Source organism: Metabacillus sp. FJAT-52054 (genome assembly GCF_037201815.1).
Classification (GTDB): Bacteria; Bacillota; Bacilli; order Bacillales; family Bacillaceae; genus Metabacillus_B; species Metabacillus_B sediminis.
The window spans coordinates 3,020,625-3,046,811 of sequence record NZ_CP147407.1 but is presented as its reverse complement, the minus strand read 5'-3'; the positions used below and the strand labels follow the sequence as shown (position 1 = coordinate 3,046,811).

The 26,187-nt window shown below is 41.9% G+C and carries 24 protein-coding genes and 1 pseudogene; 14 read left to right on the top strand and 11 right to left on the bottom strand.

Annotated elements, in window-relative coordinates; genetic code table 11:
• Positions 1–108: 108 nt before the first annotated feature.
• Together WCV65_RS15775 and WCV65_RS15770 are read left to right on the top strand one after the other, a co-directional pair.
• Positions 109–1,497 (top strand): PepSY domain-containing protein, encoded by a 1,389-nt coding sequence (locus WCV65_RS15775; RefSeq protein WP_338777757.1) that lies wholly within the window; start codon positions 109–111, stop codon positions 1,495–1,497.
• Positions 1,498–1,537: 40 nt separating this feature from the next.
• Positions 1,538–2,068, top strand: a complete 531-nt coding sequence (locus WCV65_RS15770; protein ID WP_338777754.1) for a copper resistance CopC family protein — start codon at positions 1,538–1,540, stop codon at positions 2,066–2,068.
• 117 nt (positions 2,069–2,185) lie between these two features.
• Here WCV65_RS15770 and WCV65_RS15765 read toward each other — a convergent pair whose 3' ends face one another.
• From WCV65_RS15765 to nikA, 5 genes are all read right to left on the bottom strand, one after another.
• On the bottom strand, positions 2,186–2,956 hold the full coding sequence (locus WCV65_RS15765; protein ID WP_338777753.1) for a dipeptide/oligopeptide/nickel ABC transporter ATP-binding protein: 771 nt from the start codon (positions 2,954–2,956) through the stop codon (positions 2,186–2,188).
• A 90-nt stretch (positions 2,957–3,046) separates the two neighbouring features.
• On the bottom strand, positions 3,047–3,853 hold the full coding sequence (locus WCV65_RS15760) for an ABC transporter ATP-binding protein (RefSeq protein WP_338777750.1): 807 nt from the start codon (positions 3,851–3,853) through the stop codon (positions 3,047–3,049).
• A gap of 11 nt (positions 3,854–3,864) precedes the next feature.
• Positions 3,865–4,632, bottom strand: a complete 768-nt coding sequence (gene nikC / locus WCV65_RS15755; RefSeq protein ID WP_338782325.1) for a nickel transporter permease — start codon at positions 4,630–4,632, stop codon at positions 3,865–3,867.
• 38 nt (positions 4,633–4,670) lie between these two features.
• Entirely contained in the window at positions 4,671–5,606 is a 936-nt protein-coding gene (gene nikB, locus WCV65_RS15750) for a nickel ABC transporter permease (RefSeq protein WP_338777748.1), read from the bottom strand.
• Entirely contained in the window at positions 5,603–7,132 is a 1,530-nt protein-coding gene (gene nikA, locus WCV65_RS15745) for a nickel ABC transporter substrate-binding protein (protein ID WP_338777745.1), read from the bottom strand. Before nikA ends, nikB begins: the two co-directional genes overlap by 4 nt.
• Before the next feature lie 411 nt (positions 7,133–7,543).
• On the opposite strand from nikA, the gene WCV65_RS15740 reads away from it, so the two are divergent.
• From WCV65_RS15740 to WCV65_RS15725, 4 genes are all read left to right on the top strand, one after another.
• Entirely contained in the window at positions 7,544–8,368 is an 825-nt protein-coding gene (locus tag WCV65_RS15740) for a class I SAM-dependent methyltransferase (protein WP_338777743.1), read from the top strand.
• Entirely contained in the window at positions 8,361–9,683 is a 1,323-nt protein-coding gene (locus WCV65_RS15735; RefSeq protein WP_338777742.1) for an opine metallophore biosynthesis dehydrogenase, read from the top strand. Before WCV65_RS15740 ends, WCV65_RS15735 begins: the two co-directional genes overlap by 8 nt.
• Positions 9,676–10,569, top strand: a complete 894-nt coding sequence (locus tag WCV65_RS15730) for a DMT family transporter (protein ID WP_338777741.1) — start codon at positions 9,676–9,678, stop codon at positions 10,567–10,569. Before WCV65_RS15735 ends, WCV65_RS15730 begins: the two co-directional genes overlap by 8 nt.
• Positions 10,570–10,630: 61 nt before the next feature.
• Positions 10,631–11,530: a GTP-binding protein gene (locus WCV65_RS15725; protein ID WP_338777739.1), complete on the top strand. Its 900-nt coding sequence runs from the start codon at positions 10,631–10,633 to the stop codon at positions 11,528–11,530.
• Between the two features lie 51 nt (positions 11,531–11,581).
• On the opposite strand, the pseudogene WCV65_RS15720 reads toward WCV65_RS15725, so the two are convergent.
• A pseudogene (locus WCV65_RS15720) lies at positions 11,582–12,768 on the bottom strand (GTP-binding protein).
• Between the two features lie 180 nt (positions 12,769–12,948).
• Positions 12,949–14,124, bottom strand: a complete 1,176-nt coding sequence (locus tag WCV65_RS15715; protein WP_338777737.1) for an FAD/NAD(P)-binding protein — start codon at positions 14,122–14,124, stop codon at positions 12,949–12,951.
• A 154-nt stretch (positions 14,125–14,278) separates the two neighbouring features.
• Here WCV65_RS15715 and WCV65_RS15710 point away from each other — a divergent pair, with 154 nt between their 5' ends.
• The 4 genes from WCV65_RS15710 (at position 14,279) to WCV65_RS15695 (ending at position 16,828) form a co-directional block, all read left to right on the top strand.
• Positions 14,279–15,286: a permease gene (locus tag WCV65_RS15710; RefSeq protein WP_338777735.1), complete on the top strand. Its 1,008-nt coding sequence runs from the start codon at positions 14,279–14,281 to the stop codon at positions 15,284–15,286.
• Positions 15,287–15,298: 12 nt separating this feature from the next.
• Complete coding sequence (locus WCV65_RS15705) at positions 15,299–16,270, top strand: TIGR03943 family protein (RefSeq protein WP_338777733.1); 972 nt, start codon at positions 15,299–15,301, stop codon at positions 16,268–16,270.
• A gap of 137 nt (positions 16,271–16,407) precedes the next feature.
• Positions 16,408–16,644, top strand: a complete 237-nt coding sequence (locus WCV65_RS15700; RefSeq protein WP_338777731.1) for a DUF2553 family protein — start codon at positions 16,408–16,410, stop codon at positions 16,642–16,644.
• A gap of 4 nt (positions 16,645–16,648) precedes the next feature.
• Entirely contained in the window at positions 16,649–16,828 is a 180-nt protein-coding gene (locus WCV65_RS15695) for a sporulation protein Cse60 (protein ID WP_035409708.1), read from the top strand.
• 444 nt (positions 16,829–17,272) lie between these two features.
• On the opposite strand, the gene WCV65_RS15690 is transcribed toward WCV65_RS15695, so the two are convergent.
• Complete coding sequence (locus WCV65_RS15690; RefSeq protein WP_338777729.1) at positions 17,273–18,556, bottom strand: NAD(P)/FAD-dependent oxidoreductase; 1,284 nt, start codon at positions 18,554–18,556, stop codon at positions 17,273–17,275.
• 173 nt (positions 18,557–18,729) lie between these two features.
• Here WCV65_RS15690 and WCV65_RS15685 point away from each other — a divergent pair, with 173 nt between their 5' ends.
• Positions 18,730–20,355, top strand: coding sequence for a polysaccharide biosynthesis protein (locus tag WCV65_RS15685; RefSeq protein WP_338777728.1), 1,626 nt, complete (start codon positions 18,730–18,732; stop codon positions 20,353–20,355).
• A 32-nt stretch (positions 20,356–20,387) separates the two neighbouring features.
• Positions 20,388–21,116, top strand: a complete 729-nt coding sequence (locus tag WCV65_RS15680; protein WP_338777726.1) for a pseudouridine synthase — start codon at positions 20,388–20,390, stop codon at positions 21,114–21,116.
• Positions 21,117–21,176: 60 nt separating this feature from the next.
• Here WCV65_RS15680 and WCV65_RS15675 read toward each other — a convergent pair whose 3' ends face one another.
• A complete protein-coding gene (locus tag WCV65_RS15675) occupies positions 21,177–21,398 on the bottom strand; it encodes a DeoR family transcriptional regulator (RefSeq protein ID WP_035409698.1) in 222 nt (73 codons plus the stop codon).
• A gap of 416 nt (positions 21,399–21,814) precedes the next feature.
• On the opposite strand from WCV65_RS15675, the gene WCV65_RS15670 reads away from it, so the two are divergent.
• A complete protein-coding gene (locus tag WCV65_RS15670) occupies positions 21,815–21,967 on the top strand; it encodes a hypothetical protein (RefSeq protein ID WP_338777725.1) in 153 nt (50 codons plus the stop codon).
• 112 nt (positions 21,968–22,079) lie between these two features.
• On the opposite strand, the gene WCV65_RS15665 is transcribed toward WCV65_RS15670, so the two are convergent.
• The gene (locus tag WCV65_RS15665) at positions 22,080–23,378 is read right to left on the bottom strand and encodes an NCS2 family permease (RefSeq protein WP_035409695.1); all 1,299 of its coding nucleotides are present in this window, start codon (positions 23,376–23,378) and stop codon (positions 22,080–22,082) included.
• 179 nt (positions 23,379–23,557) lie between these two features.
• On the opposite strand from WCV65_RS15665, the gene pepV reads away from it, so the two are divergent.
• Positions 23,558–24,940: a dipeptidase PepV gene (gene pepV, locus WCV65_RS15660; RefSeq protein WP_338777723.1), complete on the top strand. Its 1,383-nt coding sequence runs from the start codon at positions 23,558–23,560 to the stop codon at positions 24,938–24,940.
• Between the two features lie 366 nt (positions 24,941–25,306).
• Here pepV and WCV65_RS15655 read toward each other — a convergent pair whose 3' ends face one another.
• A complete protein-coding gene (locus WCV65_RS15655; protein WP_338777721.1) occupies positions 25,307–26,161 on the bottom strand; it encodes a DUF2785 domain-containing protein in 855 nt (284 codons plus the stop codon).
• Between the last annotated feature and the right edge of the window lie 26 nt (positions 26,162–26,187).

Here is a 26,187-nt window from a genome sequence, read left to right as displayed (position 1 = left end):
TTTTTATCGGCAGCGGGTTGCAGCCAAGGGGGTTCACATGAGGAACATAAAAATCACCTGGTACATTCGGAGACAAAGCCTTAGGAATAAACCGCTGGAGGGAATAGGATGGAAGCTCTGAAGTTGGATCCTGGCAAAGAAAAAGAAAGTAAAAAAGAAAGAAGCTCTATTTATCAAACGGTTTGGAGATGGCACTTTTATGCTGGAATCATATTTGCACCATTCCTGATCATTCTAGCATTCAGCGGAGGCGTATATTTGTTTAAGCCTCAAATTGAATCTGTACTATATAAAGATCTTTATTATGTACAGCAAGAGGCGCCTGGAAAAGAAATAACGGCAGCAAAACAAATAAAACGCGTTCAGGACGAATATCCGGAAAGTACGATTACAGCGATTAAGTTCTATGGTGATCCTGCAAGAACGACTGAAATCAATGTGATGACCAAAGTATCGGCAAAATCGGTTTACATAAATCCTTATACCGGAAAAATACAAGGTTCTCTAGCAGCCGAGGAAAAATTTACGGAACTCTTCAAAAAACTCCATAGTGAGCTTATTGTCGGAGGAACCGCTGCAAACCGTCTTGTGGAGCTTGCAGCTTGCTGGGCAGTCATTTTGCTCGCTACCGGATTGTATATATGGTGGCCTCGGAACAAACAATCGATTTGGGGAACGGTTCTTCCAAGATTTAATGCGAGGGGAAGGACATTTTGGAGAGATTTGCATGCAGTCCCCGCCTTTTGGCTTTCACTAGGTATACTGGTTTTAATTGCAACAGGCCTTCCATGGTCAGGGGTAATGGGGGAGCAAATTAATAAAGCCGCTACAGCAACCAATACTGGCTATCCTCCCTTTGCATTCAGTTTTATGGGAACCCCTGAATCTGACATAAAAACAAAGGATGTAGCAGAAGATGTACCTTGGGCAACAGAAAATCAGCCAGTTCCCGCTTCTGACAGTGGAAGCAGAACCCTAACGGTTGAGGATATCCAGGCAATCGCGTCTCACAAGAAAGTTGAAAAGCCTTACAGCATTTCACTTCCTGAAGGAAAAAAAGGGGTTTATACGATCGCTGCGTCCAATCCGAATCCAATGAAGGATGCCACGCTTCATATTGATCAGTACAGCGGGAAGGTGCTGACAGATGTCCGGTTTGCTGACTACGGATGGATGGCTAAAGCTATTTCCATTGGAATTGCGTTTCATGAGGGAACTTTATTCGGAATCGCTAACCAGATAATCGGACTGAATTTATGTATCGGCCTTATGGTCGTTGCCTCCAGTTCTTATGTGATGTGGAAGAAGAGAAAATCGAATGGCAAGCTGGGTTTTGTGGCCCCGGCTCAAAATAAAAAAGTAACGAGAACCGTCTTTTTTATCATGCTGGTTTTGGGAATCGTGATGCCGCTGGTGGGAATCTCAATCATTGCTGTATTTCTGATTGATTGGCTCCTCATCAAAAGGATTAAGCCTTTAAATGCCTGGTTAAACTGACAGCGAGAATCTATAAAACTAAATGGAGATGTGAACAGCAATGAAAAAAATAGCCCTGATGCTTTTTTTAGCACTTTTATTTAATAGTAATGTGGCCAGTGCCCATTCAAAATTGGAAACCTCAACACCAAAAGCGGGAGAAACGATAACAGGGAAGCTTCCTGAGATTTCTCTTACCTTCAATACAACAATCGAGGAATCAAGCAAATTTATACTTCTGCACGAAGGAAAAACCGAAGTGCCTGTAAGTGATATAAAAATTGACGGCAGTACGCTTACAGGAAAGATTCCAGATGAATTGAAAAATGGTTCCTACACGGTAGAGTGGGATATCGTCGGTGCAGATACTCATGTAGTAAAAGACTCCATGAACTTCAATGTTCAAAGAGAAACAGCAGCGGCAGAGGACAAATCCCCGCAAACTCAAGAGGAAGAAAAGCCTCAAACGCAGGAGCCTAAGACCTCCTCAGAGCAGGAAAAAACCTCTTCTTCCTTGCCAATCATAATTGGCGGAGTGCTTGTGGTGTTAGTGATTGTGTTCCTGATCAGCATGTTCAGGAAGAAAAAATAAAGAAAATTCCTCATCGGTTAAAGAAGGGCATCCTGATTCAGGATGCCCTTCGGTGTTTGCTGAGTTAAGCTGTACTCTGCAAATCAGCAGCAGTTCCATAGATTTTGTGATTGGAAGCTAGTCCTCAAATACGTTCACCAGGGCTTTCGTATAAGGATGACGGCTCTCTGCAAATAAATCCTCTCTATGAAATTGATCAACGATCCGTCCATCCTTCATGACGAGGGTGCGGCTGCCCATAAAATTTACAGCGGCTAAGTCGTGAGAGATGAATAAATAGGAAATCCCCAGGCTTTCCTGCAAGTCCTTCAATAAATTGAGAATTTTCGCTTGAATAGAGACATCCAGGCTGGCAGTTGGCTCATCTAGGATAATGAGAGAGGGGCGTATACTGATGGCTCTTGCAATGCTTACTCTTTGCTTTTGCCCGCCGCTTAGTTCATGAGGATAACGATGAAGATAGGAAGAAGAGATTCCGACGATATTCAGTAGCTCGGCCGCGGTGCGCTCCCGGCCCTCTCTTCTCCTTGGTACAAGGGAAAACGGATTTCTTTCCTGAATATCCAAGGGTTCCATTAATGAATCCATAATTTTTAGTTTTGGATTTAAGGATGCAGCAGGATTTTGAAAGACGGCCTGAATGTCCTTTCTCACTGCGCGAACTGTTTTCCTATTTAATGAGTTGAGGCGGTTTTCCCCAATCCAAATCTCTCCTTGTTCGGGCTTTTCTAGTCCGAGAAGACACTTGGCGAGCGTACTTTTTCCGCTTCCGCTTTCTCCGACTATGCCGACACATTCGCCTTTTCTGACCGTTAATGATATCCCGTCAACAGCTTTTTGAAGGGGGTTATATTGCTTTGAAATTTTTCTTGCTGCAAGGATTTCCATTTCAGTCTCCTTTAATAAAATGTATGATCCAGCATGATTGATTTTGAATAAGGCCCTGTTAGCAACCCGCCTGTCTTATTAAAGAAAGCTTTAGGAATCAGCAGTCATCAGCCGCTCCTGATGACTGCTTTTTAATTTGGGAATAGCGGAAAGCAAGGATTTTGTATATGGGTGCTCAGGCCTATGGAACAAGGCTGTTTTTAATCCTGATTCTACAATCGTTCCATTATGCATGATCGCTATTTTATTCGCATATTTTTTCGCATGCCTTAAATCATGAGTAATAAATAGTACGGCGCAGTTTGTTTTCCTTTGCATTTTTTCAATTAGCTTCAGAACAGATGCTGCAGTGAGGCTGTCAAGTGCGGTGGTTGGTTCATCTGCAATCAGCAGTGTCGGCTCCAGGATCATGGCCATTGCGATTGCCGCCCTTTGCAGCTGCCCTCCGCTAAGCTGAAAGGGGTAACTCGCGTACACCCTTTCTTCAGGAAGTCCGACTAGCCTCAGTGCTTCATATACCCGTTCATTTCTTACCTTTTTTGAATCGCCTGTATGGGCTTTTAACATTTCATTAAATTGCTTTCCAATGGTCAAGAAAGGTGTAAAAGCCCCTTTATAATCTTGGAATATATAAGAAATCTCTTTTCCAAGAAGTGGCCGCAGGTTATTTTCTTTTATAGTTAACAGGTTTAAGCTGTTGAGTAAAATGGTTCCTGCTGTAATGGTCAATTCAGAAGGAAGAAGCCTGCCAATTGAAGCGGCCATAACGGTTTTTCCGCTGCCGCTCTCACCAGCCACAGCCATCCAATCTCCTTTTTCAATGGCAAGGTCTAAGCTGTGGATGATTTTCTGATTTCTATGATGAATAGAGAGATTCGATATTTCTAGGACATTCATTCCTTTCCTCCTTATCGATTTTTAACATCCAGCTTGTCTCTTAGCTGATCTCCCATTAAATTGAATACCAAAACAACGAGCATGATGGCTAATCCGGGAATAATCATCAGCTGCGGGGCATTGTAAAAAAATGCTTTTGATTCATTCAGCATGGCTCCCCATTCAGGGGAAGGGGGCTGCGGTCCAAGTCCGATATAGGAGAGGGAGGCAATCATTAAGATTACTTTTCCAATGTCGAGCGTTACCATCACTAGTAGATGGCCAAGAACATGCGGAAGCAGGTGTTTTCTAATAATCAAAGCTGAACTGGCCCCATTAATTTTAGCCATCTGAACATAATCTTTTTCTTTTTCAGAAATAACGACGCTCCGGACAAGCCTCGAATATCCCACCCATTTCACCATGACAATGGCCATAATCAAATTAACCAGTCCAGGTCCAATTAGACCCGTTAAAATAATGGCGATGATATAGTCGGGAAATGCCATAAATGCATCGGCTATTCTCATAAAGAAGCGGTCTGTTATTCCGCCTGCATATCCGGCAATGAGGCCTATAGGAAGTCCAATAATAAATGAGATAAACAGAACCAAAAAAGCGGTACCTACAGTGCTCTGTGCTCCTGCCAGTATTCTTGAAAATAAGTCTCTGCCCATATGATCGGTGCCTAAAAAATGCTCGCTGCTAATAGGCAAAAGACGGTCACTCATATTGATTTTTGCGGGATCAACCGGATCAAGGAATGAAGCAATCATTAAGGCTGCAATGAACACGAGCATCCATCCAAATTTATCCCGTCCGTTAAGAGGCGATGGCATCATCTTTTATTCGCCTCCTTAATGCGTAATTCCGGATTGATATACCGGTAGGAAAGATCGACCAAGATGTTAATCATACAGACCAATGCTCCCATTAATAAGATATATCCTTGAATAATTGGGTAGTCTCTTTTTAGAATCGCATCTACCACGAGCTTTCCTGCTCCGGGATACCCAAACAAAACCTCAATAATAACAGTGCCTCCCAAAAGACTTCCAAGACTAATCCCAAATATCGTAATCACAGGTGTAAGGCTATGACGGAAAGTATGATGAATGAAAATTCGGGAGTTTGACAGTCCCCTTGCCTTAGCAGAACGGATAAAATCCTGGCTCAAGCTTTCTAGCAGACTGGATCTCAGAATTCTCACATACACTGCTGCCATAGCAATCCCTAGAGTCAAAGAAGGCAAGATGAGGTGGGATATTGATCCCTTGCCCATCGAAGGGAAGATGCCTAATTTCACTGAAAATAACTGAATAAAAAGAAGCCCCAGCCATAAGCTTGGAACAGCAGCCCCTGCAAGAGCAAATATCCGGCTAAGATGATCCTGCCATTTTCCCTTATAAAGAGCGGCAAGCGTTCCAAGAGGAACAGCAATGACAGTCATCACCAAAAGTGAAGAAAATGTCAATTCGAGAGTGGCAGGGAATGTTTTCAATAGCTCATCTATGACAAGCTGTTTTGTCATATAGGAATGGCCAAAATCCAGCTGAAAAAAGCGGATCAGCCACTTGCCATATTGAAGAAGTATGGGATCGTTCAATCCCAATTCCTTTCTGAGGCTATCCATCTGTTCTGCTGATATGGCTGTATCATCTGTCTTCATCATAGACCTTACTGGATCTCCCGGTGCTGCTTGGATCAAAACAAAACTCACAGCGGATAAAATCAGCAGGAAAAGGATGAATTCACTTATTCTTTTAACTATCATTGGTTTTTAGTTTTCACATCAAGGTCTTTAGTAATCATGTAATACTCACTTTTGGAAGTTTCCCAATTCAAGACGTCATCTTTATACGCTACGAAATTTTTGGGGTGAACGATAAAGGAATGCAGGGTTTCTTTATCAATGATTGCTGAAGCTTCTTTAGCCAGTTTGGCACGCTCTGCTTTATCAACTGTTTCATTAAGCTTTTCAATAGCCTTTGTTAATTCTTTATTCTGTAAATTACTGTGATTCATGGCTCCGCCTGGCATGTAAACAGCATTAAAGAAGTAGGCGGCATCTCCACGGGGGTCAGAAATCATACTATACGTAGCGATGTCCCAGTCGTCTTTTTCAGCCATATATTCATCAATATTCTCCGCTGTCTGGATTTCGATATCCAGTCCAAGCTCTTTTGCATTGGCCTGAAGAAGCTGGGCCATTAATGGAAGCTCTGGACGGTAGGAATAGGTCAGGACTTTTAAGGACAGCGGTTTTCCATCATTAAATGCCTTTCCATCTTTCATGTCAATTCCAGCTTTGCTAAGATAGCTTTTTGCTGAACGTATACTAAATTCCTTCTTTGCGTACTCAGGCGAAAAGAGAGAGTCCGGCACAAAAGGTCCTTCGGCAGGAGAGGCTTGTCCAGCCAGTGTTTTTTGTGCAACTTCATTGCGATCAAGGAGAACGTCAAACGCTTTTCTTACGTTTGGATCCTGTAAAAGCTCATTTTTAAAATTATATAAGAGAAATTGATCCCTGAGGCTCGTTACGAAATCCGTTTTAATGGCTGGATCTTTTTTTAGCGCTTCCATGCTTTCGAGGGCAGGGCGATAGGAGATGTCTGCGTCACCTGATTGAAGGGCGGCTGTCCTTGCATTCGCATCCTCATTAAACATCATCGTTACCTGATCAAGTTTCACATTTCCGTCCCAGTAATTACTGTTCTTTTGGAGCTTGAGACTGCTGTTAGCATCAAAGGACTGAATTTTAAAAGGCCCGGTTCCTACAGGTTTTTCCTCGATGTTTTCAGCTTTGCTGTCTATGATGGCTGTGTTGGGATGAACCAGTTCAGAAGGAAACTGAGGGAGCGGCTTCTCTGTAATGATTGTCAGAATTTGTTTATCTGCTTCCATCGATTTAATTTTCAGGGACGCCTTCATGGCTTCACTGACCTCAATATTCCGTTGGAGAGAATCTTTAACAGCTTCGGCATCTACTTTTTTCCCATTTTGAAAATGAATGCCCTCTTTTATTTTCATAACCCATGTCGAGCCATTATCTTTAGATTCCCAGCTTTCTGCAAGCCATGGCTCAAGCTCCTGGTTTTCGTCCACTTTGATCAGTGTCTCACTGATCCCTGCTCTGACGGGAGTGAAATTCAAATGAGGATCCAGTGTTTCACTGGGGAAGTTAGACAGAAAGGTAAGCTCTTTCTTTTTCTCGTTACCTTGTGATTGCTGAGACGTACATGCAGTTGAAAATACCAATAAAAGACTAATGATTAGGCCAAGACTATATTTTTTTTTCAAGTAGTGCTCCTCCTTTGATCCTATGAAACTAGGTACAGCTGACAATCGTTTTTACTTGTTAGAAAGTTGTAAATTCGTATGTATTAAAATTCAGACTCCTTTCAAAAGTTATACAAGTAGTAACCATTACGACTTATAAATAGTAACCATTACGATTTATAAGTTGGATTTTAGCATTATATTTTAGGAGAGTCAATTGCAATTTTAACTTCGGTAGAGACCGAATGCTGCATAGGAGGATTTAGAAAGAAGTGCCACGGTGATGATTTGCAAGAAAGAGAAAGATGAAAATTGCTGGGGTAAATCGTCCGTTTAAATTAGGAAATGCAGGCTCTTGTCGGTTATTCGAGAGCATGATATGATTCCTTGGTAAATCGTAATTATTTCGATTTAAAAAGGAGGGTGATTGCTTTGAAGGATAAATACGAGATTTTATTAACTTTGAAAGTAAAAGAATATGAAATGAATGAACTTTTAGGTTTCGCAAAAGAGTGCCCGGATTGCTTTGAGCTTTTGAAAAAGAAACTGGATGAACTTCCTGCTTTCATACAAAACGGCAAATATGAAAAACAGTGGGAGGCTTGCAAAAAAGATGAAGAGGTAATCAAATATACAAACCGTTTGAGAAAAGCATCTGTACAGGCTGTATGCGATATAGAGAAGTACCACTCATCTCATGCAGGGGTCTCGAATATTTCCTCTTATATCAGTCAGTTGTCTGGCAGCGTAATGAAGGAAATGACTGCGTTTGGTATAAACAGAGATTCTAAAGTGCTTATTATCGGGTCAGGAGCATTTCCTGTCACAACACTTACCATCGCTAAGGAAACCGGGTCAGAAGTTGTTGGTGTTGATATCGACCAGGAAGCAGTCCGTATGGCACGGGAAATAGCGCTTACAGCAGGTGTCCAAGCCGAGTTTACAAGTGAAAAGCTAGCTCTTCTGCCCTTTCTTAAAAAAGCAACACATATCGTCATTGCTTCACTGGTAGAGGATAAAAAAGGTGTACTGAAGGATCTGTATCAGCATGCAAAAAGCAATGTGAAAATCTTATTGAGGTATGGAAATGGCTTGAAATCTGTTTTTAATTATCCATATATGCCATCAGGCTCTAAAGAATGGATTCAAACATTAATCAATGAAGATGAACCTGGCTTTTATGACACAATCCTCATTGAAAAAGCAGGCTGTCATCAGTCCTCGGGCAGTTCAGAGAGGACTTATACATATGAATGAGTTGAGGGTACATTCAAAATTCGGCCGGATTTTGATTGCGGGAGCGGGTCCTGCAGCTGTCCAGACCGCGGTCGTTTTGAACAGCCAATGGGGAAATCCAATTGGAATGGCAAACCGTGAAGGATCCCGATCAATGGCGTTTACTGCAGAGCTTATGGAAAATAACTATACCATTCAAGCAATGGCCGAGCTTGAACGCTTAAAAGATTTTGCCGGTTCGGCTGTTCTGGAAGCATTTTACGAGGGCTATCCATACATAGAGGGACAATGGGAAACCCTGATTTTATGCACTCCGAGTGATACTTATTTATCGATATTAAAAAACATGAAACCAGCAGCCCTTATATGGATCAAAACAATCGTTTTGATCTCACCTAATGCGGGTTCGAATTTGCTGGTCAGAGGGTATTTGAAAAAAGTTAATTTGAATGCAGAGGTCATCAGTCTTTCATCCTACTATGCGGCAACTAAGCTAAAAGAAAAGGATATGCTTACAATTGCTCTGACCAAGGCTGCCAAGAAAAAAATTTATGCTGGATCGAGCATGCAAAACAGTCCTTCTCTTTTAGCCATTCAAAATTTGCTGGAAGAAATAAAAGTTACATGTGTTCTTGTAAAGGATCCTTTGGAGGCGGAGTCAAGAAGCATTACAACCTTTGTGCATCCTCCTTTTTTCATGAATGACTTTTCTTTGAATGAAATACTTACTGTGAATGCATCTCATAAATCGCTCTATAAACTATTTCCAGAAGGACCCATTACAAAGGATACGATTCAGATTATGGTTAAGCTTTGGAAAGAGTTGAATGGATTATTTACAAGGTTTAATATTGAACCGGTTAATCTTCTCCAATTTTTAAATGATGATAATTATCCAGTGCTCCCGGAGTCACTTTCCAGAGAGGACATCGAAGGATTTCTATCCTCTGAACAGACCAAACAAGAGTACCATCTGTATGTCAGGTATGCCTCTTTATTAAATGATCCGCATTCGGAGCCGGACCGGAACGGACGGTATTTTGAATTTTCAAAAGTGCCTTACCCAAAGGTATCAAAAGAACCGGATGGCAGATGGAGGTTTCCGCGTATTCCGTTTGAGGATTATAGAAATTTGAAAAGGCTGACGGGTCTCGCCCGGTATGCAAAAACTGATATGCCAGCTGCAAAAGAACTCATTCAGCTATTCGAAAAACGAGTGGAGGAATTTTGTGATTACCATCAAGTGGATAAACACTTGATTATTCCGAGGGAGACTTCGATTGCAGAGGAAATACTGATGATTGTATCAGAATGGGAGGGGCGCCAAAATGAATAGAGGTATTCTCATGGCTGTTTTGTCATCTCTCATTTTCAGTGTCATGAATGCTTTTGTTAAGGCTGTAAGCTTAAATATTCCTATCGGTGAAATCGTTTTTTTCAGAAGCGCGATAGGTGCCATTTTAATATTCTTTATGATGAAAAAGAAGAAGGTAACTTTTTCAAAAACAGGCATTCCGATGCTTGCACTAAGGGGGGCATTGGGAGCATTATATTTGATCGCCTATTTCTATACCATTGCAAATTTGCCTCTTACGGATGCAAGTATACTGGCTCATTTGTCGCCGTTCTTCGCCATTCTGTTTGCCTTTATGTTTCTTAAAGAAAAGCTTTCCAAAACAGTGTGGATGGTCATCCCAATCGCGTTTTTAGGGGGGATGCTGGTGATCAAACCATTTGATTACAGTACTTATTCCATTTACGCCTTAGCAGGTATTTTAAGTGCTGTTTTCGCAGCAGGGGCAGCTACTTCTATAAGGTATTTAAGTTCAAAACATCATTCCTATGAAATTGTATTCTACTTTTTGGCGACGGCAGCCGTCATTTCCATTCCTTTAATGTGGAATCAGTTTGTTATTCCATCCTCATCAGAATTGTTTTTTTTGATTTGCATAGGAGTGGTTTCTTTGCTTGGACAAATTTTTCTAACGAAAGCTTTCACGCATGAAAATGTGGTAGTAGTGGAAGTAACAAGGTACATCGGAATAGTGTTTAATGCTCTATGGGGCCTTTTGTTCTGGTTTGAAGTGCCTGACATCTATACGATTGCAGGAGGTGTTTTAATAGTAGGGTCCTGTATCATGCTGTCTAGTAGAAGAAATACCACGCACCCTGGAGTGGAGCATAAAAGGATTATGAACAGGAAGAAATTTTCCCGGCAATGAATTTGACAAAGCAAAACGTTAATATTACGATTTGAGGAAATCAAAAAGGGGGCGGATGCAAGTGCAGGCGATTCCTGTATATGTGATAAGCGGATTTCTTGGCAGCGGTAAAACAACGGTTTTGCTGAAGATGCTTGAACGATTAAAAGAGCGAGGGAAAAAGACCGCCGTGATCTTAAACGAGCTGGGGGAAGTGAACCTGGAGGCTCATTTGTTTCAGGGAGAAACTATGTATGAGCTCTTGGATGGCTGCATCTGCTGTACCATTAAAGGGGATCTATCTGAAACGCTCATAAGAATTGCCGGGGAGCTTCCGGATGAGCCGGTCGATGTCCTTCTCATTGAAGGAACAGGTGTTGCAAATCCAGCTGAAATCAAAAGTGCTTTGATGGATCCTTCAATAAGCCGTACATTTGAGCTTCATTCCATGATAGGCATTGCAGACGCTGCTCATTTTTTAGAATATCAGAGCATCTTTACTAGTTCTAAGGAAATCAGAATGCTGATGAAGGAACAGATTGAAACAGCGGATTTGCTATTAATGAATAAGGTAGATCTTATTCAGGATCATAAAAAAAATAAGATCCGCAGGAAACTGGAAAAGATGGTTTCGTCTGAAACGTCTATTATTGAAAGCATTTATGCTGATGTCTCATTTTCTGAGCTTGAAAAAAAAAGGAGCAGAATTGGAGAGGCAAGGGGTGCATTGCATCACCATGGAACGGCCATTAAAACATTCAGGATTTCTCCGGCCCAGTGGACGATCCGAGAGCTGGAAGAGCGGTTGAAAGCGAAACCTGGTTTGCTTAGAGCAAAAGGAATCGTATCGGTGGAAGGGGGACAGGCTTACTCCTTTCAGTATGCTTCAGGAATAATGGAACAAGAAGCTATAAGCGGAACAGCAGAAGAGACGGCTGTTATCTTAATCGGAACAGGTGATGACTTTACTCCAGAACTATAAAAAATCCGCGAGCCCATCAGGCTCGCGGATTTTTTATAGGGATGTCAATCATTAATCCTGTATGGTGAACGGAGGGATAGGATCTTGGAGCAAAGTCCAATCTGAATTCATCTCCTTATCGGAGAGAAGGCAGAGATCCAGTGATTGAATCAGTTTATCCTGATTAAAATGGAGTCCGATAAATACCATTTCCGTCATGCGGTCACCAAACTCCTCATCCCATTTGACTAATAAATCCGGATCTTCTATTATCGCTGCTTCCCTTCCCTTTCCTTATCCGGATAGGAAGCTACCCACTCGCCGGCTCCCTGAATCATGATGGAATTGCCTGCTTGTGAAATGAGTCCAGCCATATGGTTTCTCGTAGGAAGCCAAAAAAAGCCTTTAGCTCTTACAATCTCAAGCGGCCAATTTTCAAGCCAATTCATAAATCTCGCGGGATGGAACGGCCTTTTCCTTCGATAAACGAACGATGATATTCCATACTCCTCCGTTTCAGGTACATGCTCCTCATTTAATTCCTTTATCCAGCCAGCCCCCTGGCTCGCTTTCTCAAAATCAAACAGCCTTGTATCCATAATTTCTGAAAGGGAGACCTTGCTATAGGAGACAGGCAGGATTTTTGCCTCAGGATTCAGCTTTCGCAGCAGGGCGCTGAGCTCGGTCTGGTCCTCTTTTTGAAGGCAATCGATCTTATTGAGCAAAATGACATTAGCGAATTCGATTTGGTCAATAAGCAAATCAATCACTTCCCGGGTATCCTGATCATCCGTTCCTTGTTTACGATCAAGAAGGCTGTCGCCGGAAGCATAGTCATCCCAAAAGCGATTTCCATCTACAACAGTTACCATGGTATCAAGCCGGCAGATTTTTGATAAATCGATCCCTGTTTCTTCATCAGAATAAGTGAAGGTTTGAGCAACGGGTATGGGCTCGCTAATACCGGAAGATTCAATCACAATGTAATCAATGTCACCGGCCTTGGCAAGTTTTTCAACTTCGATGAGTAAATCCTCCCGCAATGTGCAGCAAATGCAGCCATTCTGCATTTCTACCAGCTTTTCTCCCGTTCTGGAAAAACCGCCTTGTTTCACTAAACTTGCATCAATATTTACTTCACTCATATCATTAACGATCACCGCAATTTTCTTTCCCTCATGATTGTTCAGCAAATGATTTAATAATGTCGTTTTCCCAGCTCCCAAATATCCGCTGAGAACCGTAACAGGTATTAGCATAGTCAATTTGTACACTCCTTATAAGGTTTAAATAGTAATTATTACGATTTGAAGGACAGAACTAAGTTCTTCTGGCGGGGAGCAGCTTACTCTGCACCAGCAAAATCATACAAATAGAGGAAAGTTAAGATTAGAAATATATAATAATCGTAAGAACCGCTAAAGTATGTCAAAAACATTTCACGCAAAAATAGAAGCAATTCTTTCAGCAGCCTGCCTGGCTCCTGTAATATTCCTCGCAACGGGACCAACTTCAAGCTCCGCCAGTGCGCCCATTACAAACAAATCCGGAGCCCATTCTAATTTATTTGAAACGATTGGATACCCGCAGGGAGCACATGGAAGGTTTTTATTTTTTATTAAAGGCTTCAAAAGCTGCTGACCGGGAAGCTGGCTGTCAAAACCGGTTGCCATTAAAATCGTTCCTGCGGATACAGGGGCAGGACTCGATTCCAGCTGCATCTCGTAGAAGCCGTTTTTATTTTTCGTTAGCCCCTGAATGTTCGAGTTTAGTATTTTTATTACTCGATCTGTCTTCAAACGATTTAACTTAAGAGCGATTTCCCTGGGCATTGTCCCTCTGTGCCGGGCTTCTTTTATTTTTTTACGGCGGATCGTGTAATCAGAAATCTTTCTGAAACTGGATTGGTTTTTATCTCCTATCCAAGCTGGATCGCTATCAAAATCTTTTATCCGGATTTTATGACGTGAAACCTGGGTGACCTTTCCGGGGAAAGATTGAGCAAGTTTAATTAACAGATGAGCAGCGGTAATTCCTCCGCCTACGACAGTAATCGGCTCTTTTAATTCTTCAAAAGGAGGAAGGTGCTGATCAAATACGTGATAGACTTCTTCGTCATCGCTCTCCCTGAAATTCCTCGCCCATTCTGGAATATGAGGCTGCCCTCCAATCCCTAACGCCAAAATGACTCTTGCTGTGTGAAAGCGTCCGGTGCTTTTTGTTTCAACCTGCCATCCTGTCTCTTTTTTGGTTATGGAGACTGCCTCATCTTTTATCCAGCAATCTTTTACATTCAATTTTTTGATGAGTTCATCGCAGTGTTCATTAAATATCGAAAGAGAGGGGCGTTTATAGCGTCCATAAAAACATAATGAATCTTGCTTTTTTTTTGAATACTTCTGCAGCCCGAATGGATCAGCCTCTAAATGATGAACAGAGGGAGAACGCAAATAAGGCATGGAGATAAGGGACGTGCATGTTTTCCAATTAGCAAGAGGCTCTGAATGAGGATCCATAATTTTAATGCCTTTACTGCTGAATCTCCCGCTTTCTATAAGAAAGGAAGCAGCGGATATACCTTGTATGCCGCCTCCAATAATAATCCAGTCAAACATAAGATCCTCCTTTCTTTAAAACGAAACAATTACGATTTATATTAAAGGAAACCATTCCATTTTACAAGCATACTTGCTAAACTGATTAAGAAAATCATAAAGATGCGAAAAATTACATAGAATGCAATAAAACAACTAATAGGAGTTTAATAGAATGACTAAACAAAAAAGTACATGGGTCAAAGAAACGGCTGCCTTTGGATTAATCGCCTTGTTCCTCTACCTGTTTTTCTTTGTTGATTTGCAGCAGGATCAATGGAATGTACCGCCTAATCTATTAACAGTCAACACGATCTTCCTCAGCATTGTCCTTGAAGCCATTCCATTTATTATGCTGGGAGTATTTATATCGGCACTTATTCAAGTTTTTGTGTCAGAAGAGACGATTCGCCGGGTTCTGCCGAGAAATGCCTTGCTGGCTCTTTTCCCCGCAGCCCTGCTGGGAATTATTTTCCCTGTATGTGAATGTGCAATCGTTCCGGTTGTGAGACGGCTCATAAAAAAGGGAATGCCCCTGCATATAGGGGTCGTGTTTCTTGTAGCAGCGCCTGTTCTTAATCCGGTTGTTTTTGCGTCTACTTATTATGCATTTCAATCCAAACCGGAAATTGCCTATGCGAGAATGGGTCTTTCTTTTGTCGCTGCTATATTAATAGGGCTGGTAATCTGGCTGCTATTTAAAAAGACGAATCAGCTTAAGTGGTCGAAAGAAGAATTAATGGGAAAAGGACCTAAACATGAAGCTTCACCTGATATTGGAAAATGGAAATCCACGTTTTATCATGCTGGAGATGAGTTTTTTGATATGGGGAAATATTTGCTCCTTGGAGCCTTGATTGCAAGTGTTTTTCAAACATTTCTTGATCGGTCAATCCTTCAGACACTCGGTTCGAATGAGTTTCAATCACCAGCCATTATGATGGGACTGGCCTATATCCTTTCACTATGCTCGGAGGCGGATGCTTTTATCGCGGCCTCGTTTGGCAGTACCTTTACAGCTGGATCGCTATTAGCTTTTCTTGTTTATGGCCCCATGATTGACTTGAAAAATACCATTATGCTGCTCGCATTCTTCCGCACGAAATTCACACTCGTTTTAATTGGCGTCATAACAGGTGTTGTCTATATTTTAGTGCTGATTTGCCAAGCACTTATACTTTAAGGAGGAAAGGCTATGGAGGAACCGGATTACAGGTATCATTTATTCATCAGAGGAATCATTCTGACAGGCTTTTCTATGCTGATCTTCAAGCTGATTTTGACTGGAAATATTCAAAATTTTATAGCGCCAAGAATGGTGCCCTTTATGTATTTCGCTTCCGTTTCGTTTCTTATTCTGGGATTTGTGCAAATGTGGAGGAGCGGATCAAAAAAACAAGAAGAGGTTGTTTGTGATTGCGGATTTGATCATGGAAATAAAAAAATTCCTGTGCTGTCAATAGCTGTATACCTTGTATTCATTTTTCCGATTGTCACGGGGTTCATGTTTCCAAAGGTCATTCTGGACAGCTCAGTTGCTGAAAAAAGGGGATTCAAGTCGGGAACTGCCCTAGCAGCCTCGGATGATCCGGGAGAGAAACGTGCAAATGGGACAAGCCGTGCTGAAGAGTATCTCGAAAATCCAGAAGAATATATGAAAAAGCTGGATGAGCGCACCAAGGGATCCGATGAAACCGATAAAGTAATGGAGGAAATGGCGAAGGAAAATCCTGATGGTGTTATCGTTGAAGACGAAGTGATTGAAAAGGCATATAACAAGATGGAAAAACAAATGAAGGAAAAGGACAAACTTATCTTTACTGACGATCATTTTATTAAAATGACAAATATCATGGATGAGAATCCAGGATATTTTGAAGGAAAAAAGGTTGAAATTATAGGTTTTGTTTATAGAGAACCTGGTTTTACAGATGAACAGCTGGCCATTTCAAGGTTTGGAATATCATGCTGCGTAGCGGATGCCAATGTTTATGGAACCATCGCTGAACATAAAGGTGCTAAAAAATTCAATAAGGATCAATGGGTAAAGGCAGAGGGAGTGCTGTCAAAAAATGAGTTTAATGGAAAGCAGCTCCCTGTTATTAAAATTACGAAGATTGTGTCAATAAAGCAGCCCGAAAATCCTTATGTATATGAAAGTTATTGAGCAGCGATAGAGTATTGATGATATTTTTCAGCTCCTTTTAAATGGAGACAGGAGGCGCTGAAAAATATGGTATAAACTGAAAGCGTTAACATAAATAACCCCTCCTTTCATACATTGAGGTAAAGGGGGAATGGGCGATGAGTGAATACCATATGCTCGACATCACAAAGCGCGTAACAGCGAAATTAAGTGACGACCTCATTGAATTGTACTGCGGAAAAGATTGCATCGGACTGCTTGTCATAAATGAAGAGGGCAAGCAATATGATTTAATGGAAGGTTTTATACTGGAAGAAGGCAGGATTTACAAATTGTATGACCGAAACTGCGGCCAGCAGCAATATGCGGAGGGCTGCGACTTAGGGTGGTGCTGATTCAATGAAAGTAGCTCTGTTTGATGAAGAGCATGAAAAAGACCTGGAGAAAGAGGTAAACCGCTTCTTATCCTCCATCGATGATGAACAGCTGGTGGATATAAAATTTTCTGTAGCAGCCTCATGTGATTCCGGTGGTGAGCAAGTGTACTGTTTCTCAGCTATGGTCATGTACCGGGCATGAGGAACAGTGTGCTTGCTTTTTTTTAGGCGGGGGCTGGACTCGATCTATTTAGTGAGGCTTGATATAAAGGGATCGAACTGGAGTGGCGGTGGAAACTTATTTAGGTCGGGTGCAACTGGAATGTTGGCCGAAACGGTGTTATTTCGTGTGAAATTCTTATATAGCGGGATGGAATACGGATGTCTTGGGTGATATTAAGATAGATCTCGACCGAAATATGGATATCTGGACCGAAATACGGATATCTCCTAGGCGAAATTCGAATATCGACCGAAATTCGAATATATCGACTGAAATTTAGATATATCGACCGAAATTTAGATATATCGACCCAAATTCGAATATATCGGCTATTTTTTAAGAATATTGACTTTTCGACAGCTTTCGCTAATGCCCGCAGCCCCATATGCAGCCCCTTATAAAAAGCAAAAAAGCCCGGCAAATTCACACCGGGCTTTCCTCTTTATATTTCGCGTATTCTGCGGCATTGTGTCCTGCAAGTTTTCCGGTAATGAGGGCGGCCGTTATATTGTACCCCCCTGTATAGCCGTGAATATCAAGGATTTCACCGCAGAAATAAAGACCAGGCATTAGCTTGGAGGCCATTTCTTTCGGATGAATTTCCTTTACGGATACACCGCCGCCTGTAACGAATGCTTTATCGAGCGGCAGGGTGCCATCGACCTTAAACTCAAATTGCTTGCATGATTTAGCGAAAGCTCTGAGCTTATCATGGGGAATCTGGGCATACGTTTCACTCGGATCGATGGATTGCTGTTCCAGTAAGAATAGCAGATACCTCTCAGGAAGCAGCCCTTTATAGAGATTTTTAAGGGCTTTTTTCGGTTCATCTTTTCCAAGCTTCACGAGCTCCTGAAAAATTTCCTCTTCTTTTCGGCCAGGCAAAGCATCAATGGATACTCTGACATACTGCGCATTGAACTTCTTCATCGTTTTCACGATATACTGGCTGCAGCGAAGGACGGCTGGTCCTGAAATGCCAAAATGAGTAAAGAGCATGTCCATTTTATGGGTTATGACTGTTTTTCCTTTAGGATTGAGCACGCTCAGAGCCGCATCTCTTAATGCGAGTCCCTGAAGTGATTTATTTTTGATAAAGGGTTCGCTTGATGTAACAGGAACTTCGGTCGGGAATAGGTCGGTGATGGTGTGCCCGGCTTTTTCAGCCCACGCATATCCGTCGCCTGTGCTTCCTGTGTGAGGCACACTTTTTCCGCCGACGGCTGTTACGACGGCATCACAGGAAATAAACTCGCCGGTCTTCAAGGTGACGCCCTTCACCTGTTGATTTTCATATTCAACCTGATTTACCGGCTCGTTGACCCTGATTTGAACCTTGAGTCTTTTAAGCTCCTCAAGCAGCGAATCGACGACAGACTGAGCTTTATTGGAAACGGGAAACATCCGTCCGTGATCTTCTTCCTTCAGTCCGACTCCAAGTCCTTCAAAAAAGGAAATGATATCTTCATTGCTGAATTCTGAGAAAGCACTATATAAAAATCGGCCATTGCCGGGTATATGCTTAATAATTTCATCCACAGGCAGCCTATTGGTCACATTGCAGCGTCCGCCTCCGGAAATCGCGAGTTTCCGGCCAAGCTTGCTGCCCTTATCGATGAGCAGAACCTTGGCGCCCCTGCTGCCGGCAGATATTGCCGCCATAAGTCCTGAGGGGCCGCCGCCGATTACGATTACATCATAGTTCATCTTTTCACAACCTTCGTTTTCATTCCGCAAATCTCCATTCATTATAGCCGAAAGCAGGAGAAAGAAAAATGCCAAATCCGAACAACTTTTCCTCTTCGTGCATTCGTGTGTTAAAATAGAAAAGTTCAATTAATAGAAGAACCCTATCTTTCACAAGAATGGTGATAACCTTTATGTCGGATAAATTGTTAAAAGGCACGTTTATATTAACTTTAGGTACATACATATCGAGATTGCTCGGGATTATTTACATGGTACCATTTTTTGCAATGGTCGGTAACGAAGGAACCTTTCTCTATCAAATGGGATATACTCCATATGTTATTTTTCTAAGTATTGCAACAGCAGGTTTTCCAATGGCTGTCTCCAAATTTGTATCGAAATATAACTCTATGGGCGATTATCAGACCAGCCTGAGAATGTTCCGTAATGGAATGATTGTCATGCTTCTTATGGGCTTAGCCAGTTTTGCAGCCTTGTATTATCTTGCTCCGGACATTGCCCAGGCCTCTCTTGACTCTAAAAAATCTCCAATTGAGGACATTGAGAATGTTACGTATGTGATTCGGATGCTAAGCGTTGCACTGATAATCGTACCTATTATGGCTCTCATCAGAGGTTTTTTTCAGGGGCATCAAATGATGGGCCCGACATCCGTGTCTCAGGTAGTCGAGCAGCTGTTCCGGATTATTTTCCTGCTGGCCTCCGTGTATGCAGTGCTTCATATTTACGATGGCTCACTTGTCACCGCTATTGGATATGCGACTCTGGCTGCGGCAGTTGGAGCGGCTGGGGGACTTTTGGTTCTGTATGCATATTGGAGAAAGCGAAGACATACCCTTGAGGCGATGAAAGAAAATACAATACCGCCTTCCGATATCAAAATGAGAAAGCTCTTTAGAGAACTCCTCGCCTATTCGCTTCCTTTTGTATTTGTAGGTCTCGCGATTCCTCTTTATCAGTTGATTGATCAGGATTCGATGTATCCTGCTTTAACGGAAAAAGGATATACGCTTAAAGAATCCAAAGATATTTTTGCTTATGTGCAATTTCAAGGCAGATCTTTAATTATGATTCTGGTTTCATTAGCTACTGCATTTGGTCTAACTCTTGTTCCATCTATCACAAGAGCCTTTACAGCAGGCGGGATGCGTCAGGTGCACCAGCAGATCAACCAGGCCTTTCAAATCATCATGTTTTTAATTTTGCCGGCCTCAGCAGGAATGATCATTCTCGCCGGACCGATTTATAAACTGTTTTTTGATTATTCTCAAGAAGCAGCATGGCTCCTCCAATGGCAGGCACCATCTGCCCTGCTCTTTTGCTACTTCACCGTAAATGCTGCGATCCTGCAGGGGATTAACAAGCAGAAGCTTGCGGTTATCAGCCTTGCAGTCGGGTTAATCGTTAAAGCGGCAGTAAACTATCCGCTGGTGCTGTGGCTGGGAGGAGAAGGATCAATTCTTGCGACTTCTCTTGGCTTCGCCGTTTCCATTCTGTACGGGTTTGCTATGATTAAAAGACATGCGAAGTTTAGTATGAATAAATTCTTTAAAAGAACAATCTTCATTCTGATTTTGACTGTTATGATGGGTATTATTGTTTCGGTTGTACAGTCATTTGCCGAAATCTTTATTAACTTTAAAGCTGGAAAAGTACAGGCTGGTTTCTTGCTTGCATTGACGATTGGCGGGGGGGCGACAGCTTATCTTTATGGAGCTTATAAATCCCGCCTTCTTGAAAAACTCTTCGGCTCACGGTTTGCATTTTTGAACAGAAAAAACAAAGGAAAGGCCTAAGAGCCTTTCCTTTTAAAATGAGGTGGAAGTAAATGAGAATAGATAAACTTCTGGCTACAATTGGTTATGGAAGCCGCAAGGAAGTAAAGAAAATGCTGAAAACAGGCGCTGTGCTTGCGGATGGTGTCGTCATTAAGGATGCCAAGACACATGTGGATCCTGAAAACCAGATGGTGACGGTAAATGGTGAACAGGTAGAGTACAGGGAGTTTATTTACCTGATGATGAATAAGCCTCCCGGCGTTTTATCAGCTACAGAGGATATTGCACAGCATACGGTAATCGATCTGCTGACTCCAGAGGATGCGGTCAGAGAGCCTTTTCCAGTTGGCAGATTGGACAAAGACACGGAAGGCCTGCTTGTGATAACGAATGATGGACAGCTTTCCCACCAGCTTCTTTCTCCAAAAAAGCATGTTCCGAAAACGTATTATGCGGTTATTTCAGGTGAGGTCACGGAATCTGATATCTCTGCTTTCAAAATAGGAGTAACCTTGGATGATGAATATGTAACAAAGCCTGCGAGACTCATTATTCTAAAAAGCGGGGAAACCTCTGAAATTGAACTGACGATTACAGAAGGGAAGTTTCATCAGGTGAAAAGAATGTTTGAGGCGGTCGGTAAGAAAGTGACGTACCTAAAGCGGCTTACGATGGGTGATTTAGAGCTGGATGAGGATCTTGAACCTGGAGAGTACCGGGATTTGACCGATGAAGAAGTGGAGATTCTGCGAAATAGCAAACCGGCAGATTTTATATAAAAAAGAGGAGCCAGAATTTTTGGGCTCCTTTTTTATGTATAGGTTCTTACCATGCTTGCGTTACGAAGTGAGTTTTACTTTCTTTTTTGTAGTCGTCCACTTACCTCTGCTGGGGCTCTTGACAAGCTCGTTGTATGCTAACACATTTAAATCACGCTGAATGGTTCTTGGTGTTATACCAAACTCGTCAACAAGCTGCTGTGTTGTAACTGTACCTCTTTCCATGATGTACATGTAGATAGATTTGATACGGTTTAGCATACGATTAGTTGAAGGTTTCAAAAAACCACTCCTCATTATTGGATTGAACAGGTCTAAAGACCCGAAGCAATCTAGGATGTCAACCACTGAAAATGTCTTCGTATTACCCTATTTAGTTGGTATAGTTGATGCTACATTTATATTTTACACGATATCGCTGGAAAGATTCTACCTTGAGGCTTGAATTTACACAATATTAACATATTCATATTTAAAAACATACTTCAGTTTACTATATATGCTATTTTCGATCCTTTATGCCAGCTGGCACACATATTATGAATTTTTCTCAAATTCGACTTCTGCCTAGTTCTATAGAAACAGAATGTTAATATGAAATATGATTTTCTAAGCTAAGGTTCAAATCTTTGGATTGCCTGCGGCTGGGAGCATTCCTGAAATGGTTCAGCATCAGGTAACCGGACTAGTTTATTCCAATGAAAATGATCTGGCCAAAGCAGCAGGCAAGGTCATACTATGAGACAAAGCTTGGTCAGCCAGAATACCTTCCTTATGGAGGATTGATTTATACCGTACCTGAGGACAATATTCCGTTTTATGTGAACAGAAGGACGTGGGAATCCAATTAAGAATTCACTCCCGCAAAATTGCAGCTTACCGAATCTATCGCTCTGCAGCATTTAACGTTGTCCATAAAAAAAATGCCGCCAGCTCTGTATACAGAGTATTGGCGGCATTTTTTTAATGTGACCCAATAACAACAAGATGAATAAAGAACAAAACGGCAAAGATATAAACAAAAGGATGAACCTCTTTCCATTTGCCCTTAGCTGCTTTCATGAGCGGGTAAGAAATGAATCCCAGGGCAATACCTGTTGCAATGCTTGAAGTAAGGGGCATGCTAAGAATAACAAGGAATGCAGGGAACGCTTCGTCCAATTCTCCCCAGTTGATGTTCGCAATGGATCCCATCATCAAGCTTCCGACAATGATCAGGGCAGGAGCCGTAATCGCCGGAATCCCGGATACTGCGCTTACTAGCGGAAAGAAGAAGGAGGATATTGCGAACAGAATGGCGACTACGAGCGCAGTAAGACCTGTTCTTCCTCCAGCGGCAACACCTGCGGATGATTCAATGTATGCTGTCGTAGGACTTGTACCAAACATGGCGCCGATTGTTGTAGCGGACGAATCTGCAAGCAATGCTTTTCTTGCATTAGGAAGCTCTTTGCCTTTCATAAGGCCTGCCTGCTGGGCAACCCCGATCATCGTTCCGGTTGTGTCAAAAATCGTCACAAGCAGAAAGGAGAATACAACAGCGTACAAACCGTAATGAATGACATCACCAAATGCAGTAATAGGGTTGATGATGATTCCTTCAGGCAGATGCGGCAGTGCCATTACTCCGGTAATCTTAAGCTGACCGGTAAAATAGGCAATGAGGCCGGTCGCGATCATTCCAATAAAGATTGCGCCGTTAACATTGCGTGTCATCAGAACGAGTGTAATAGCAAGTCCGACTAAGGTGAGCACGACAGGTGCTGAATGAAGATCCCCCAGTGCTACGAGATTTTGAGGATGATCGGCAACAATTCCGGAAGTACGGAGTCCGATAAAAGCGATAAATAATCCAATTCCGGCTGTAATTCCATTTTTCAGGTTTGAAGGGATCGCTTCAATCAGCTGTTTTCGGAATGGAGTAAGGGAAAGGATGACAAAAATAATACCAGCAACAAACACGGAAGCAAATGCTACTTCATAGGAAATGTTTGCTTTTCCTCCAACGACGGAAAAAGCAAAATAGGCGTTCAGGCCCATTCCCGGAGCGATTGCGATAGGGTAGTTCGCGAAAAACGCCATCCACAGGGTTCCGATGATGGATGCGATAATGGTTGCAACAAATACTTGCTGAGGAGGTACTCCGGCAGCAGATAGAATTTGCGGGTTAACTACCACGATGTAGACCATGGTAAGAAAAGTCGTAAAGCCAGCGATTATTTCAGTTCTTAAAGTGGTTTGGTTCTCTTTTAGTTTAAACATGGGAAACCTCCAAATAATACGAACATTATTTCAAAACCTTAATAATAATATTCGTTTTTTATTAAAAATGCAAGGGGTATGTTTCTTTTTTGTGCCCCGTTCTTTCATAGAACCTATTCGTTTGGTATCTTATCATATATAGAGCAAAATCATACATAGAGCAGAAGAGGGGTTTAAAGATGTTTAATTGGATTGAAGAAACAGAAAAAAGACGGGAACAGATCATTAAGGATACTCAGGAATTTTTGCGCATTAAAAGCGTATTGGATGAGGAAGACGGACAGGAAGGAGCTCCTTTTGGGAAAGGAATTCAGGAAGCGTTTGAGCACTTGCTGAATAAAGGCGAGAAGGATGGCTTCATTTCAAAAAACCTGGACGGCTATGCAGGTCATTTGGAAATGGGCAAGGGGGATGAACTGCTTGGTATCCTGTGCCATATTGATGTGGTTCCTGAGGGAGACGGATGGACTTCAGATCCTTATGGAGCGGAGATACGGGACGGAAAAATATTTGCGCGCGGCGCACTGGATGATAAGGGGCCGACAATGGCAGCTTATCACGCGATGAAGCTTGTTAAGGATTCAGGTGTGGAGCTGAATAAAAAAGTCCGCATGATTATCGGAACGGACGAAGAGAGTGACTGGCGCTGTGTAGATCACTATTTTAAACACGAGCAAATGCCTGATATCGGATTTGCACCAGATGCGGATTTCCCGATTATTCATGCGGAAAAAGGGATTATTGATGCGAAACTCCAATTTAATGGAGAATCAGCTGATTCCGGTAGCTTAACCCTTGTTTCCTTCTCCTCGGGCCGCCGCTTTAACATGGTGCCTGATTTTGCGGAAGCTGAAGTAAAAGGAACCGATGAACTCGAGGCTCAATTTTCAGCATGGCTTGAAAAAGAAGATGTAAAGGGTTCTGTTAAAAGAGGAAGCGGACAAACGGTCCTTCAGGTTGAAGGGGTTTCCGCACATGCGATGGAACCGAACAATGGAAAGAATGCCGGAGTCAGCTTAGCATCATTCCTTGAAACACTCGATTTGGACGAAGCCGGAAAACGATTCGTTTCTTTTATTAAAGACCATTTTGATGGGGATACAAGGGGTCAGGCTCTTGGAATAAAAGCGAACGATGAGGTGAGCGGAGATTTAACGGTTAATCTTGGAACGATGAAATTTTCAAATCAGACCGGCGAGCTTGGAATCAACGTCCGCTATCCGGTTACCGCATCATCCCAGCCAATCAAGGCTGCTTTTGAATCCATTGAAGGTGCGGAACTGACCATGTTCAATGACTCACCATCCCATTATGTAGAAGCGGATCATCCGCTTATCCAAACGCTTTCCAAAGTGTATGAAGAGCAAACCGGGGAGAAAGCGAGCCTGATTTCCATTGGCGGCGGAACATATGCCCGCTCACTGAAAGCGGGCGTGGCATTCGGTCCGCTGTTCCCTGGCAGACCGGATATTGCTCATCAAAAGGACGAGTATATTGAAATAGAGGACCTAATCCGCGCAACCGCAATTTATGCGCAGGCGATTTATGAATTAGCGAAATAAGTTTTTGATTAGATTTTTAACTAAATGAAAAGCTATGTTAAACAATCATGTTGATTTTTTAAATAGCTCTTTTAAACTTGGCTGTTGATTTCCGCTGCAGGCGCTCAGCGACCAGCGGGGCGGGCGGTGAGCCTCCTCTTCGCTTCGCGACTGCGGGGTCTCACCTGTCCCGCTGCTCTTAGCACGGAGTCTCACGCCTTCCGCTCCAATCAACAGGTGTTAAAAATCAACACCAGGCATTAACAGAGTCTTTGAAATAAAGAAAAGGAACTCCGTTATTTTGGAGTTCCTTTGACTAATTAAAGCCCCCTGATAAGGACCAAGTATTATGCTTAATCTCATATCACAGATAGTGAAGAGGTTTCTTCAATGGATTTTTGTTAGGCACTGTTCAATACTTTTCTGAAATGATAGTAATTTAGAATTACCGTTTATTTTAATGTGAAAACTTTTTAAGAATGTTTTAATATTAAACACTAAGAGCCAATACTTTTCATCCTCAAGCTGCTCCTTTTGAGCCATTAATTCAATCGGTAAGTGTTGCATTAATTCTTCTATTTCTTGAACATCCAATCCTCTTTCCAGCATTTCAAGTATAGGTATTAATATCCTTTCATCTTCATCGTGGACATAGACACTGTTAGATATTAGAATCTTACTCCACAATGTCTTTAGTATTTCTGGATAAACTTCTGTGTCTAATTTTGGATTTTTCACCAATTCTTCAAAAGTGTCAGCTACGTGTGCAATACTGTGTGCCCACCCTTTGCCAGCGACATATCCTCTTAAATCTCTCTCAAGGTTGATGTACTTAATTAACTTCTCTTTAATGCTATAAACTGTGCTTGGTGATAAAAAATTTGCTTGATTATCTCTGTTCAAGATTATTGCTATTAAAAGTGTAGTAAACGCTCTTGTGAATACAGTATCCGTTTCTTTTTCACCGATTCCTTTAAAAAGAAGGTCATTCAAACAAGTATCTAATAATTCATTTAAAATTTCAGGTTCTAATTGATTACTCTCAATTATCAATCTATAAAAAGAGGTATAAATCAACTGGTCGCGGAGTTCACCATCTGTTGAACCGATATGCTCTATCATAGATTTTAATATAAATAACCTATCCGCCTCTTGCCAGTCACTTTCTCCATATTTTATTTTAGTTAATATACTTTTTAGTTCACTTTCATCCATAGAAACTTTACCTAATAATAAACTCATAACTATCCCCTTTTACTATGTAATAT